The sequence below is a fragment of the Candidatus Manganitrophus noduliformans genome (assembly GCF_012184425.1).
GTDB classification, from domain to species: Bacteria; Nitrospirota; Nitrospiria; order SBBL01; family Manganitrophaceae; genus Manganitrophus; species Manganitrophus noduliformans.
Genome location: NZ_VTOW01000001.1, coordinates 1,766,921 through 1,781,045 on the forward strand (window position 1 = coordinate 1,766,921; position 14,125 = coordinate 1,781,045).

A 14,125-nucleotide genomic window follows, 5' to 3' on the forward strand; every position below is an offset into this window, starting at 1 on the left:
GGCCTATCAGCGAGTCAATAATTCAAAGGGATTACCCTTCCAAAAAAGAGGTAGATAAAGATTGAACTTCGGCGCACCTCCGGCTAGAATTCTCCAAATCATGTGACGGGGAGGCCGTTATTTGCTGAAGCGGGGTCGATTCGCTCTTTCCTATCTGGTCCTCTTCCTATTCGTCGGATACGGTTGCCAAAGCCGGCACGGAAACGGTCTGTACGCGCTTCAATCGGCCGATCCGTCTTTATGCCGTGAGATCGATCATCGAATCGACTTCCAAAACCGGATCGAGACGCTCAATCTGATCGCGCAGGCCTACTACAATCGCTGCTACGAGAAGGTCATTCAGTACGGTCCCCAGGCCCAGAGCGCCTATCGCCAAAAGACCTTTTCGATCGTCAGAGAGACCGGCAATCTTTTTTTCCCCGATGGGATCTTGATCGACTATGTTTTGGAAAGTCACGAGCGCGCTTTTTTCTCTTTCCTTCTTGCGGCCAGCTACGCGCAGCTCGGCCAAACCGAAGCGGCCAAAGTGGAGCTGAGGCGGCTCGACCATGAGTTGATGACCCGGCTTTACAATTTCGGAGAAGACCCGGTGAACATCTTGCTTCAAGCGGTGCTCTGGGAGCGGCTGGGCGAGGTCCCGGAATCGCGGGTCGATTGGAACCGTCTGCATGGACAGGCAAACATTGATGAATCGGTCCGCGCCTTTGCCGTCGGACGAATGGAGTCGATCGACCGGAGAGAGGCGCTCCGGTCGGAGTGGAAGATCTATGCAGTCGACTTCTTCCCGAAGGTGGAGTGGCAGGTGAAGTGGGCCGATACAACGGGCGGTTATTTCGATGTCAAACCGGCCTCGCGCTTCCTTGAAGCATGCGCCTCCGACACCGGTGTCCGGCTCTCCACTGAGAGTTGGTTCGACAAAATTGCAGGGAGGTATCATCACGATTATCACCCCCTTTTAAACCTTCAGAGCTGGGTTCGGCTTCCGATCGGTCTCGTTTACGGCGCGACGACTTTTGCTTTTGGGACCGGCATTGCTGTCGGCGGCTGCCTCCTGGATGGAATGCTGAAGGGAAGTGGTCAGTTTTGCGAGGGCTCGGTTCGGACCGGCTTTGAAGTGATAAAAGAATCTCCGGGGGTGGTTCGAAAAACCATCGAACCGGACCTGCGGCACTGGGAAAACGTTCCGGCCGCGATCCTGGCGACTACCGTCGAGGAGCCGGCCCTGGAGCGCTGCTTGACGGGGATTTGGATGGAAGGGACCGGGCGGGTCCGGCGGATCTTCTGACCGCCCTAATGACTTCCACCCCCGTGTTTCCGGATGCGAATCGTGATAAGATGCGACGTTCGTTTGGCGCGGATGGCAGCGCCTCCTTTTCATTAAAGATGACACATGTCGAAAGATTTTATCTCCATCAAAGGGGCCCGGCAGAACAATCTGAAGGGGCTTCAACTGGAGCTTCCGCTCAATGAGCTGATCGTCGTTACCGGGGTGAGCGGTTCGGGGAAGTCGTCGCTCGCGTTCGATACGATTTATGCCGAGGGGCAGCGCCGCTACGTCGAAACTTTCTCGCCGTACGCCCGGCAGTTTCTCGACCGGATGGACAAACCCCGGACCGACCGGATCGAAGGGATTCCGCCGGCGATCGCGATCGATCAGACCAACCCGGTCCGGACCTCGCGCTCAACGGTTGGAACCATGACCGAGCTGAACGACCACCTCAAGCTCCTCTTTGCCCGCGCCGCCCGGCTTTACTGCCGCGGCTGCGGCCGGATCGTCCGGCGCGACACGGCCGACAGCATCGCCGAGCAGCTTCTGGAAAAAGACGCCGATCGGTCGGCGTTGATCGTTTTCCCCGTGCCGATTCCGCAGAACTTCTCGGCGGAAGAGATGAAGGGCTTGCTCGCCGGACAGGGTTACACGCGGATTCACCGGGAGCGGAACGGGCTTCTCGAAGTGATCTCCGATCGCGTCCGGCTCACTCCCGATCGCCGCCCCCGCCTGGTCGAGGCGCTGGAGATCTCCCTTCACCAGGGACGGGGCCGTGTTTCGATTTATCCGCTCGATGAGGCCGGCCAGACCGGCGCGCCCCGTCGCTTTTCTTCCGACTTCCATTGCCCCGACTGCGACCTCGTTTATCGCGATCCGTCGCCGAGCCTCTTTTCGTTCAATTCGCCGATCGGGGCCTGCGACGCCTGCCGCGGCTTCGGCCGGACGATGGGGATCGACGACGGCCTCGTCATCCCCGATGAAGGGAAGAGCCTCGCGCAGGGGGCGGTCCGCCCCTGGCAGACCGAGAGCTACCGGGAGTGTCAGAGCGACCTGATCCGGCTGGCGCGCCGCCGCGGGATTCCGATCGACACCCCCTGGAGACAGCTCGGCGAAGAGGAGAAACGGTGGGTGATCGAAGGAGAGGGGGAGTGGGAGGATAAAAAGTGGTACGGCGTGCGCCGGTTTTTCCGGTGGCTGGAGACGAAGAGCTACAAGATGCACATCCGGGTCCTTCTCTCGAAGTACCGCGCCTATCTTCCCTGCGCCGATTGCCTCGGCGCCCGGCTCAAACCCGACCCCCTCCTCTGGCGGATCGGGACCGGGGAAGATGCCGATTGGGCGCTTCCGCCCGAGCGCCGGTTCAGGCCGGCCTCCGTCTCGATCGATCCCGCCGCCTTCGCCGCGCTTCCGGGGCTGACGATCCATGACGTCATGCTCCTCCCGATCGAGCGCTGCGCCGGCTTTTTCGACCGGCTTCAGCTTCCGGCACCGTTGGATGAAGCGACCGATCTCCTCCTCAAAGAAATCCGGACACGCCTCCGTTATCTCGTCGAGGTCGGGCTCGGCTATCTCTCCCTCGACCGCCAGTCGCGGACCCTCTCCGGCGGCGAAGTCCAGCGGATCAATCTGACGACTGCCCTCGGCACGTCGCTCGTCAACACCCTCTTCGTCCTCGACGAGCCGAGCATCGGGCTGCACCCCCGCGACATGGGACGGGTGATCGGCGTCCTCCAACGCCTTCGCGACGCCGGAAATTCGCTGATCGTCGTGGAGCACGACCCGCAGGTGATGCTTGCCGCCGATCGGATCCTCGATTTGGGTCCGGGGCCGGGGGAGCGGGGCGGAGAGATCGTCTTCTTCGGCACCCCCGGACAACTCCTGCGGGCGCGCCGCTCTCTCACCGCCGAATACCTCACCGGAAAACGCGCCGTCGCGTCGGAAGCAGATCGCGTCCCGAAGCCGCCGGCGTCCGCTTTTCTTGAAATCGCCGGCGCTGCCGAAAACAATCTGAAGAACGTCGATGTGAAGATCCCGCTGGGGCGGCTGGTTTGTCTGACCGGGGTGAGCGGCTCTGGAAAATCGACCCTCCTGCAGGATGTTTGTTATCGGGCGCTCCGCAAAATCAAGGGGAAGCCGACCGAACCGGCGGGCCGGCATCGGGCGCTCCGGGGCCATGACCAGATCCGCGACGTGGTCCTCGTCGACCAATCGCCGATCGGGCGGACGACCCGCTCCAACCCGGCGAGCTACGTCGGGGCGTTTGAGGCGATCCGCAAAGCTTTTGCCGCCGAGCCGCTCTCGCGGGAGCGGGGCTATACCGCGGCGACCTTCAGCTTCAACGCGGGGACCGGACGCTGTCCCACCTGCGCCGGGTGCGGCTTCGAGCATGTCGAGATGCAGTTCTTGAGCGATGTCTACCTCCGCTGTCCCGACTGCGACGGCCGCCGCTACCGGCCGGAGGTGTTGGAGGTGAAGCTCGCTCCTTCGAATGGAGAGAAGAAAAATCCCAAATCGATTGCCGATGTTCTTGAAATGACCATCTCCGAAGCGCTCGCTTTTTTTGCGGGTGATGTCGAGGTCGCCCGATCGTTGGAGCCGCTCCAGGCGGTCGGGCTCGATTACCTTCGGCTCGGCCAGCCGGTTCCGACCCTGAGCGGCGGCGAGGCGCAACGGCTGAAGCTCGCCGGGTTTCTCGCCGAAGCCCACGGCGGAAAAGCGGGTGAAACAGGCCTTCTCTTCCTTTTCGATGAGCCGACGACCGGACTCCACTTTCACGACATCGCCAAGCTCCTCGGCGCCTTTCGGCGGCTGCTCGCCGAGGGACATTCGCTGGTGGTGATCGAGCATAACCTCGATGTGATCGGGGCGTCGGATTGGATCATCGATCTCGGTCCCGAGGGGGGCGATGCCGGCGGAGAGATCGTCTGCGCCGGGACGCCGGAGGAGGTCGTCAAGTGCGACCGGAGCCACACCGGCGTCGCTTTGAAAGCGTATGCGCAGGCGGTCGGCTTGGTCGTGCCGCCGGCCCGTCCGGCGCGCCGCGCGAATGGATCGGGAAAGAACGATGTGATCCGGATCCATAACGCGCGGGAGCACAACCTGAAGGGGGTCGATGTCGAAATTCCGCGCGACCGGTTCACCGTCATCACCGGGGTGAGCGGGAGCGGCAAGAGCACGCTGGCATTCGATATCCTTTTCGGGGAGGGGCAGCGGCGGTATCTCGAATCGCTCAACGCTTACGCCCGGCAATTCGTCCAGCCCTCCTCCCGGCCCGACGTCGATGCGATCTTCGGCATCCCGCCGACGGTGGCGATCGAGCAGCGGACCAGCCGCGGGGGACGGAAGAGCACCGTGGCGACGATGACCGAGATTTACCATTTTCTCCGGCTCCTCTTCGTGAAGCTCGGGACGCAATCGTGTCCCGATTGCGACATCGAGATCGAGCAGCAGACGCCCGAAGCGATCCTGGCCCGATTGATGCGCGATGAACGCGGGAAACGGATCGGTCTGCTGGCGCCGCTCGTCGTGGCCCGGAAAGGCTATTACACCGACCTGGCGAAGTGGGCGGAGGCGAAAGGTTTTACGCAGCTTCGGGTCGACGGGGTGATGATGCCGGTTGCGCCGTGGCCGCGGCTCGACCGGTTCAAGGAGCACAACATTGAATTGCCGATCGGCGAGATCAAGGTCCAGCCGTCGGCGGAGGCGGCGCTGCGCGCGCTGCTGACCCGCACGTTGGCGTTCGGGAAGGGGGTCGTCCAGATCGCCCCCTCCGAGAAAATTTTCTCGATCGAGCGGGCCTGCGCCCGCTGCGGCCGCAGCTTCGCCGAGCTTGATCCGCGCCTGTTTTCCTACAACTCGAAGCACGGCTGGTGCGGGCGCTGTTATGGAACGGGAATCGTTCTCCCGGGGTTCGATCAGGAGCAGACGGGGGAGGAGATCTGGTGGAACGCCTGGTGGGAAGGGGCCGAAGCGACCTGCCCCGCCTGCGAGGGGAAGCGCCTCTGCCCGGAGGCGCTCGCCGTCCGTTTCCGAAATGAAAATATCGCCGGGATGGCCGCCCTTCCGGTCGAAGCGGCGGAGCGGTTTTTCCGTGATCTCAAGCTCAAGGGACGGGAAGCGGAGATCGCCCGGGATCTTCTGGCGGAGATCCGATCCCGTCTGGCCTTTTTAAAACAGGTCGGCCTCGGCTATCTTTCGCTCGACCGGGCGGCGCCGACCCTCTCCGGCGGCGAGGCCCAGCGGATTCGCCTTGCCTCGCAGCTCGGATCGAACCTGCGCGGCGTCTGCTACATCCTCGATGAGCCGACGATCGGCCTCCATCCGCGCGACAACCGCCTGTTGCTCGACACCCTCCACGAGCTCGAAGCGAAGGGGAATACCGTGGTGGTGGTCGAGCATGACGAGGAGACGATCCGCCGCGCGGAGTATGTGGTCGATCTCGGTCCCGGCGCCGGACGCAACGGCGGGCATGTGGTGGCCCAGGGCTCGGTGAAGGAGTTGATACGTCGTCCCGAATCGGTCACCGGGAAATTTCTGGCCGAGCCGCTCCGGCATCCGTTGATCGAGCGGAGGCCGCCGCTCAACGCGGGGGAGCCGCGCCTGACGATCGTCGGCGCCCGGTTGAACAATCTGAAAAATCTCAAGATCGATCTTCCGCTCCGGCGGCTCGTCTGCGTCACCGGCGTGAGCGGCAGCGGCAAGAGCACCCTGGTCCGGAGCGTCCTGCACGACAGTCTGAGACACCTTCTCGCCGCCAAGCGGGGCCGCGGCGCGCCGGGTCTCGTCGGCTGCGATGAGATCCGCGGTTGGGAGTCGGTCCGAAACGTCCTCGAAGTCGACCAAACCCCGATCGGAAAAACCCCCCGCTCCTGTCCCGCGACCTACGTCGGATTTTGGGACGAGATCCGCCGCCTCTTCGCCGCGACCCCGGAAGCCCGGATGCGCGGCTACGGTCCGAGCCGGTTTTCGTTCAACGTGAAAGGGGGACGGTGCGAAGCGTGCGAGGGGCAGGGGGCGCGGAAGATCGAGATGAGCTTCCTTCCGGACGTGACGGTCGCCTGCGAGGTCTGCGCCGGCGCCCGCTTCACCCCCGAAACGATGCTGGTCCGCTTCAAAGAGAAGAACATCAGCGAGGTGCTCGCCATGAGCGTCGATGAAGCGGCTGAATTCTTCACCGCCCACGCCCGGATCCACCACGCGCTGCGGCTGCTTCAGGATGTCGGCCTCGGCTACTTGACCCTGGGTCAGCAGAGCCCGACCCTCTCCGGCGGGGAGGCGCAGCGGATCAAGCTGGTGACCGAGCTGGCGAAGGCGAAGCCGGTGGAGGCCGAGTCGGCGGCCTTTTCCCACGCGCTCTATGTTCTGGACGAGCCGACGATCGGCCTGCACATGGCCGACGTGGAAAAACTGATCCGGGTGTTGCACCGATTGGTGGCGGCGGGAAATACCGTCGTCCTGATCGAGCACAACCTCGACATCATCGCCGAAGCCGACTGGCTGATCGACCTGGGGCCGGAGGGAGGCGACGGCGGCGGCCGGATCGTCGCGGCGGGACCGCCGGAGAAGATCATCCGCGCCCGCAACGGATCGCATACGGCGAAGATCTTGGCGGAGTTTCTCAAAAATTAGTACAAGATCGCATTTGGACCGATTCGCTCTTGGAGCTTTTACGAGAGACGTCGAACCCGTCTCCAAGACCTCTGCAAACAGACCACGCCGCATTTTGCTCAGCATCGCTCTGATGAAATATTCAATTTGTTCCCTTTTCGCCCGCTTTTTATAAATTCCCTCTTTGATCATGGCGCATCTCTGCACTGCATCCTGGAAAGATCTTGGGTAGGGTAACGCGGCCCACGTATCAGAGATTGCGAAGCGTCTAAACAGAGAGAGAAAAAGCCCTCACCGCAGTGTTCCTGTGGCGGCATCTCGCTTGCAATCCTTCTTGCATCACTTCCGGTCCTGAGTTTAAGCCCTTTCTTAAGGAGGAAACCGATGCGTGCAATGGTTTATCGCGGCCCTTACCGGGTGCGCGTGGAGGAGAAGGAGAGGCCGTCGATCGAGCATCCGAACGATGCGATCGTCCGGGTCACGCTGTCGGCGATCTGCGGATCGGATCTTCATCTTTATCACGGGATGATGCCCGACACGCGCGTCGGGATGACGTTCGGTCACGAGTTCACCGGCGTCGTGGAAGAAATCGGCGCGTCGGTCCAGAACCTGCAGCGGGGCGATCGCGTTCTGGTGCCGTTCCACATCTCCTGCGGCTCTTGTTTCTTCTGCGTCAGAGAGCTCTACAGCAACTGCCACAACACGAACGCGAACGCGAGCGCCGTCGGCGGCATCTACGGCTACTCGCATACCGCGGGAGGGTACGACGGCGCGCAGGGAGAGTATGTGCGCGTGCCGTTCGCCGACGTCGGTCCGAGCAAGATTCCGGAGTGGATGGATGAAGAAGACGCGGTCCTGCTCACCGACGCCTGTCCCACGGGGTATTTCGCGGCCGAGCTGGGCGACATCAAAGAGGGCGACGTGGTCGTCGTCTTCGGCGCCGGTCCCGTCGGGCTCTTCGCCGCCGAATCTTCATGGCTGATGGGGGCCGGCCGCGTGATCGTCGTCGATCATCTCGATTATCGCCTTGAGAAGGCCAAAGACTTCGCGCAAGCCGAGACGATCAATTTCACCGAGCACGACGACATCGTGATGCATCTCAAAAAGATGACCGACTTCCTCGGCGCGGACGTCTGCATCGACGCCGTCGGGTGTGAATCGGACGGAAGCTTCTTCCAGGTGCTGACGTCGAGCAAGATGAAACTGCAGGGGGGCTCGCCGGTGGCGCTCAATTGGGCGATCGACTCCGTACGAAAAGCCGGCAACGTGTCGGCGATCGGGGGCTACGGCCCGCTTTTCTCCGCGGTCAAATTCGGGGATGCGATGAACAAAGGGCTGACGATTCGCACGAACCAATGCAGCGTCAAGCGGCATTGGCCGCGCCTCTTCGAGCACGTCCGGAACGGCGTCCTCAAGCCGAGCGAGATTGTGACGCACCGCATCCCGCTCGAAGAGATCGCCGAAGGCTACCACATTTTCTCGAGCAAGCTCGACAACTGCATCAAACCGTTGATTCAACCTCACGCTCAAGCAGCATAGACTCGAGCAGCATAAAATAGAGAAGATAAATAGGAGAGGGTCATGGGATATACCGCGCAAAAACCGAAAATCGCATACGACACGGAGGCGCTTCGCAACCGGATTCCCGGTTGGGGGGTCGATCTCGATCCGAAAGACCGGCCGGCCGTTCCGAAAGAGAAATTCAACCCGAATACCGGCGCCCACTGGGACTTTCCCGAGCGGCAGGTCGAACGCCGGCCGCGGGAGAAATCGCCCGAGCATAAGTTCCTAACCCCCGTGTTCGGCACGGCGTGCCCGCCGAAAGGGCTCTCCGGGGCGATCCGGCGATACGCCTATACGCTCAGCGAAGGACGGACGGCGCATTGGCTTCTTCTCCTCGGCGCCGATCGCGTCGATGTGATCGAGAGCCGGCTGGGAGCGCTTTTGAGAGGCCGGCCGGACAATCCGATCACCGAAACCGGCGTGCTGAGCGAATTCAAACGGAACGGCCTCCGTGCGCGGTTCGGACGGCGCCGGGCCGACGTAAAGCACCAGGCGGTCGATCTGCTCCTGTTTGCCGCTACTTATCTCATTATTGGGCGCGCCGTCTACGCGCTGGGCCGCGCCATTGCGGGGAACGGCCGCTCCGGCAGCGAGCCGGAGGAGATTGAATCAAACGGTTTGGGGGCTTTGTGGAGAAGCGTCCGTACGGCAAAATAGGTCGAGGGATCTGTTCTTAATAATCGTAATTGACAGTTGTTCGCCATTGGTCTTAGAATCACCTGCGACGACTCCCGCAGAGATTCATCCTTCCCCGCGGGGGTTGAAGAGGAATTTTGCCTCATCGGCGGGTGGCTCCCCAATAACGGAGAAGACGAATGAAGGACGACATCAAATCCGACCTCGATACGATTTTTCGGACGCACCAAGAAAAGAGAGACAACGCACAGAAGCTTGAAGAGGAAAAAGGACGCCGGGAAGAGGAATTCTTGTCCCAGTTTTATCTTCACCAAAAAACGACGATCAGGCCGGCGATGGAGGTCATCGGAAAGTATGTAGAAGAAAAAGGCTATTCATACAGAATTGACGAGAGCAAAGACGAAATGACCCATGACGTGAAACGCCGGGGCGCCTCGATCTCGATCTGTTTTCTCGTCGGCCGAGACCCGCTCCGGCCCTCTCATGAGTATCCCAATTTTACTGTTTTCTGCGATAAACATGCCCAGCGGGCGCGGTTTAGCGAAAGCACGATCTCTCCCGGCCTGAGCGGCCGTTCCGGCGCAGCCGGAGAGGCGCCGCTGACAGAAGTGACCGAGGAGCTCATTCACAAAAAGATCATTAAAATTCTGACCGAGGTCTTCAGATAAGAGGTCCCGTTTTCCCGCGAGCATTTCGTAACCGTCCGCAAAAGCCCCAGCCCAACGCGGGCTCCCTTCCGGGCCGTCATTCCCGCGGAGGGGGGAATCCCGCTCCGTATCCTATCCCATTCCCAAGTCCCTCCTCGGGTTGACAGGAGTCGAATTATTCTGTATTTTTAATCTCTTGTGAGCCGATGAGCAAAGGAAAAGCGCGGGTGACGGGAAAGGCCGCTGCTGAAGCGAAGGGCCCGTCCTCCTCCTGTCTGGAGTGCCGTTCCGCAGGGAGAACCAGAGCGCCGGGCGGACCCCGCATCCTCTTTATCTCTTCTCACTTTCGCCTTTAATATTGTTTGAGTGAACGCATGTTTGAACTGGCCGAGATGGCTGTCATAGAAGAAATCAAGCGCGAGGTGGCGCGCCGGCGGACCTTTGCCATCATCTCCCATCCGGACGCCGGCAAAACGACCCTCACCGAGAAGCTGTTGCTTTACTCGGGGGCGATCGAGCTGGCCGGCGCGGTGAAGGCGCGCAAGAACCAGCGCCATGCCACCTCCGACTGGCTGGAGATGGAGCAGTCGCGGGGGATCTCCATCACCTCCACCGCGCTTCAATTCGACTACCAGGGTTGCCGATTCAACCTCCTCGACACGCCGGGCCATCAGGATTTCAGCGAGGATACCTACCGGACCTTGATGGCGGTCGACAGCGCCGTGATGGTGCTCGACGGCGCCAAGGGGATCGAGCCGCAGACGAAAAAGCTTTTTGATGTCTGCCGGATGCGGCATATCCCGATCCTGATCTTCATCAACAAGATGGACCAGCCGGGCCGGCCTCCGCTCGACCTGCTGGACGAAATCGAAAAAGTCCTCGGGATGGGGGCGGTGCCGAAGAACTGGCCGATCGGAGAGGGACCCGATTTTCAGGGGGTCTACGATCTGGAGCAGAAACAGGTCCTCCGCTTTCAGAGGACGGTCCGCGGTCAGCAGCGGGCGCCGGTCTGGGTCGGCGAAATCGACGATCCTCAGTTTGCGGAAGAGATCGGCGGGCCGGCCTACCGGCAGCTTTGCGAAGATGTGGCGCTTTTGGCGGGGGCCGGATTTTCGTTCGACCGGGAGCGGTTTCTAAAAGGAGAGGTGGCGCCGGTTTATTTTGGAAGCGCCATCCACAATTTCGGCGTGGAGCCGTTCCTCGCCGGTCTTAAGGAACTGGCGCCCCCCCCGGGGGCCCGGATGAGCAGCCATGGATTGGTCGCGCCCGGGATCGAGGCCTTCTCCGGATTCATCTTTAAGATCCAGGCCAACATGGACCGCCGGCACCGGGACCGGATGGCCTTCCTGCGGGTCTGCTCCGGGCGCTTCGAAAAAGATATGCTGGTCTACCATTCCCGGCTCGATCGGAAAGTCAGGATGACCCGGCCGCACCGCCTCTTCGGCCGGGAGCGGGAGACGATCGAAGAGGCCTTCGCCGGCGATGTGGTAGGGTTGGTCAATCCCGGCCTCTTCGCCATCGGCGACACCCTCTGCTCCGCGGCGCCGCTCAAGTATGACGGCATTCCCCGGTTTCACCCGGAGTGTTTCGGCATTCTGATCAATCGGAACCTGTCCAAGAACAAACAATTCCAAAAAGGGCTTCAGCAACTGGAGGAAGAGGGGGTGATGCAGGTTCTCTTCTCCCCCGACGGGGCCCGCCGCGAGCCGATTCTGGCGGTGGTGGGGAATCTCCAATTCGATGTGGTTCAGGCGCGGCTCCAATATGAATATGACGTCGAGACATCGGTGGAGCGGCTTCCCTATACCTCCGCCCGATGGATCAGCGGCGACGCCGATGCGATCGACAAGATGATTCGGCTCCGATGGGAGGGGATGCACTTGCAGGACCGGGACGGGCAGATGGTCGCTCTATTTTCCACGGAGCGAGAATGCGCTTTCCATCAGAAACATTATCCGGAAATCGAGTTCAAGGAATTAAAGTAGTTTCCGACAGAAGGCGAAAATCATCCGTTCTTCTCCTGCCATCGGTAGGGGAGGGAGAGGGTGAAGGTGGAGCCGACGCCGTATCGACTCTCCACCCGGATTTCTCCATGAAGCAGGAGGGAGAGATCTTTCGCAATTTTTAAACCGAGGCCGACCCCTTCGTATTCCCGGGTCAGATCGGCATCGATCTGGTGAAAGGCGGTGAAGAGCTTCGGAAGCGCTTCCGGACGAATCCCGATGCCGGTATCCTGAACGGCGATCTCGACGGTCTCCGCCTCGGGATGATTCTTTCCAGAGACGGTAATGCTTCCCCTCTGTGTGAATTTGATTGCATTGGAGAGAAGGTTGGTCAAGATCTGCTTCACCTTGTTCCCGTCCGACACAATCGGGGGGAGCGATTCGATTCCATCCCAGCGAAGCGTGAGCGATTTTTTCTCCAAGAGCGGTTTCATCCCTTCTACGATCTCTTCCAGTAAATCGGGCAGCCGGAGCGGTTCCGGAGAGACCGTCTCCTTGCCCGACTCGATTTTCGACAAATCCAGAACATGATTGATCAGGCTGAGGAGCTCTTTGGCATTCCGCGCCACCCCTTTCAGCGGCCCCTTTTGTTCAGGGCCGATTGCGCCGTAGGTTTCATTGAGTAAAAGCTCGGTGTATCCGAAGATGGCATTCAGCGGGGTTCTGAGCTCGTGGGAGACATTCGACACAAACTGTGATTTGAGGCGGCTCGACTCTTCGGCTTCAAGGGTCTTCCGTTTCAGCGCTTCTTCCGCTGCGCGGCGCTCCGTGATGTCTCGGGAGATCACCACAACGTCATGAGGCCGTCCCCCTTCGGTCGAGATCGGAAAGAGAATATACTCATAAAAGCGCATCCCCGACGGCGCCATAAAGTGGACCTCGCTTTTGTCCGGCCGGCCGGTCGACAGGACCTGCTCTCTTTTCCGATCGAACTGTTCCATCACCTCGGCGGGGAGCCCCAAGTCGCGCCAATTCTTTCCGACCATGTCGGATGCGTCCAATCCCAAAACCGCCGCCCCGCCGTCGCTGACGAATTTGTAGCGGCCTTCGTGATCGAGCACATAGATATTGTCGACCGAGGCGGAGAGAATCCCATTGAGGGTACCGGCCTGTTCGCGAATCCGCTCATTGAGCTGCTGGAGCGCCCGCTCCACCCGCTCCCGCTCGGCCAGCTCTTGCTGGGAGATCGAGTAAAGCCGCGCATTGTCGATGGCCAGGGCGGCGCGCCGGGCCAGGTCCTGAGCGAAGAGGAGATCTTCTTCCGCATAGTGGCGGCCCGACTCCGCCGTGACGAATGTAATAGCGCCGAAGATTCGTTCGCGGGCGATCAATGGAACGATCATCACCGACCTAAGGCCGAGTTCCCGGAGAATGCGTAAATGCTCCGGATCCCGGGCACTCTCTTCCAATACATTATCTCTGATCTCAGCATAAATCTCCGGTGTGCCGCTTCTAAGCACCTGCGGAATCCCCCGTGTCGCGTTCGGATCGGAGGGATATCGGCGTTCGACCTCATAGGCCAGCTTCACTTTTGCCGGGTCGATGTGCGCGGTGGCGAGCCGTTGAATCGATTGATCCTCTTCGAGGATGTCGACGACGCACCAATCCGCAATTTTGGGGACGGCCAACTGAGCCACCCGGCTCAGCGTGGTTCGATAGTCCAAAGAAGAGGCGAGCAGACTGTTTGCATCGACCAAAAAAGAGAGATAGTTCCGGGCCGCCTCGGCGTCAACCCTGGCTTTGTGCTCCTGTTGCAGCTCCCGATTCTTTTTATACAGCGCGACGAAAACGGAGACTTTCGATTTGAGAATATGCGCGTTGAACGGCTTGAGAACATAGTCGACCGCGCCGACGGAGTAGCCTTTGAAAAGATGTGCTTCATCGTGGCTGATGGCGGTCAGAAAAATAATCGGAATGTACTTCAGCCTCGCCCGGCGCTTGATCAATTTCGCCGTCTCGAACCCGTCGAGCTCCGGCATTTGGACGTCGAGCAGAATAACGGCGAAATCGGGATGAAGGAGGAGCTGTTTTAATGCCTCTTCGCCCGATTGAGCTTTGACAATCCGGTAATCGGGAGAGTCGAGAATCGCCTCCAAAGAGAGAAGGTTTTCAGGCCGGTCATCCACAAGTAAGATGTTTATTTTTTCCTCAGCGTTCATCTTCCGAAAGGGCGGCTCCTGATAAAAAGGGGGTCGGCCTCAAAGGAGGCAGGGTGCGGAAATATGGAATGGTGAACGAAACGGAGGATCGGATCTGAACGTTTGGCCATGGCGTGGGGATCGGCTTTCCTATGTCATCATCAAAACAGAGGTTATTCTAAACGAAGTGTATCGCCGTTCGCAAGTAGGACGAAACGGTTCAGAATGGGTAAGATAAAGCGCCATCCGCCGTTGGTCAGA

At 60.5% G+C, this 14,125-nt stretch carries 7 protein-coding genes; 6 read left to right on the forward strand and 1 reads right to left on the reverse strand.

Features of this window, described 5'->3' with window-relative positions; all coding sequences use genetic code 11:
- The first annotated feature begins 121 nt into the window (after positions 1-121).
- From MNODULE_RS08615 to MNODULE_RS08640, 6 genes are all read left to right on the forward strand, one after another.
- Positions 122-1,285: a hypothetical protein gene (locus tag MNODULE_RS08615; protein ID WP_168059021.1), complete on the forward strand. Its 1,164-nt coding sequence runs from the start codon at positions 122-124 to the stop codon at positions 1,283-1,285.
- Positions 1,286-1,390: 105 nt separating this feature from the next.
- The gene (gene uvrA / locus MNODULE_RS08620; RefSeq protein ID WP_168059022.1) at positions 1,391-6,898 is read left to right on the forward strand and encodes an excinuclease ABC subunit UvrA; all 5,508 of its coding nucleotides are present in this window, start codon (positions 1,391-1,393) and stop codon (positions 6,896-6,898) included.
- Positions 6,899-7,261: 363 nt separating this feature from the next.
- Positions 7,262-8,416: a zinc-dependent alcohol dehydrogenase gene (locus MNODULE_RS08625; protein WP_168059023.1), complete on the forward strand. Its 1,155-nt coding sequence runs from the start codon at positions 7,262-7,264 to the stop codon at positions 8,414-8,416.
- A 42-nt stretch (positions 8,417-8,458) separates the two neighbouring features.
- The gene (locus tag MNODULE_RS08630; RefSeq protein ID WP_202882150.1) at positions 8,459-9,097 is read left to right on the forward strand and encodes a hypothetical protein; all 639 of its coding nucleotides are present in this window, start codon (positions 8,459-8,461) and stop codon (positions 9,095-9,097) included.
- Positions 9,098-9,255: 158 nt separating this feature from the next.
- Positions 9,256-9,744, forward strand: coding sequence for a hypothetical protein (locus tag MNODULE_RS08635; RefSeq protein WP_168059024.1), 489 nt, complete (start codon positions 9,256-9,258; stop codon positions 9,742-9,744).
- Positions 9,745-10,097: 353 nt separating this feature from the next.
- Positions 10,098-11,708, forward strand: a complete 1,611-nt coding sequence (locus MNODULE_RS08640; protein WP_168059025.1) for a peptide chain release factor 3 — start codon at positions 10,098-10,100, stop codon at positions 11,706-11,708.
- Positions 11,709-11,728: 20 nt separating this feature from the next.
- Here the strand turns inward: MNODULE_RS08640 and MNODULE_RS08645 are convergent, their stop codons facing one another.
- Positions 11,729-13,885 carry an ATP-binding protein gene (locus MNODULE_RS08645; protein ID WP_168059026.1) on the reverse strand — a complete coding sequence of 719 codons (2,157 nt, stop codon included), beginning with the start codon at positions 13,883-13,885 and terminating at the stop codon, positions 11,729-11,731.
- Positions 13,886-14,125: the final 240 nt, after the last annotated feature.

Bases quoted from the DNA above. Each gene is read 5' to 3' on its own strand.
- uvrA (WP_168059022.1), top strand. From the start codon at position 1,391: ATGTCGAAAGATTTTATCTCCATCAAAGGGGCCCGGCAGAACAATCTG.
- MNODULE_RS08625 (WP_168059023.1), top strand. From the start codon at position 7,262: ATGCGTGCAATGGTTTATCGCGGCCCTTACCGGGTGCGCGTGGAGGAG.
- MNODULE_RS08630 (WP_202882150.1), top strand. From the start codon at position 8,459: ATGGGATATACCGCGCAAAAACCGAAAATCGCATACGACACGGAGGCG.
- MNODULE_RS08635 (WP_168059024.1), top strand. From the start codon at position 9,256: ATGAAGGACGACATCAAATCCGACCTCGATACGATTTTTCGGACGCAC.
- MNODULE_RS08640 (WP_168059025.1), top strand. From the start codon at position 10,098: ATGTTTGAACTGGCCGAGATGGCTGTCATAGAAGAAATCAAGCGCGAG.
- MNODULE_RS08645 (WP_168059026.1), bottom strand. From the start codon at position 13,885: ATGAACGCTGAGGAAAAAATAAACATCTTACTTGTGGATGACCGGCCT.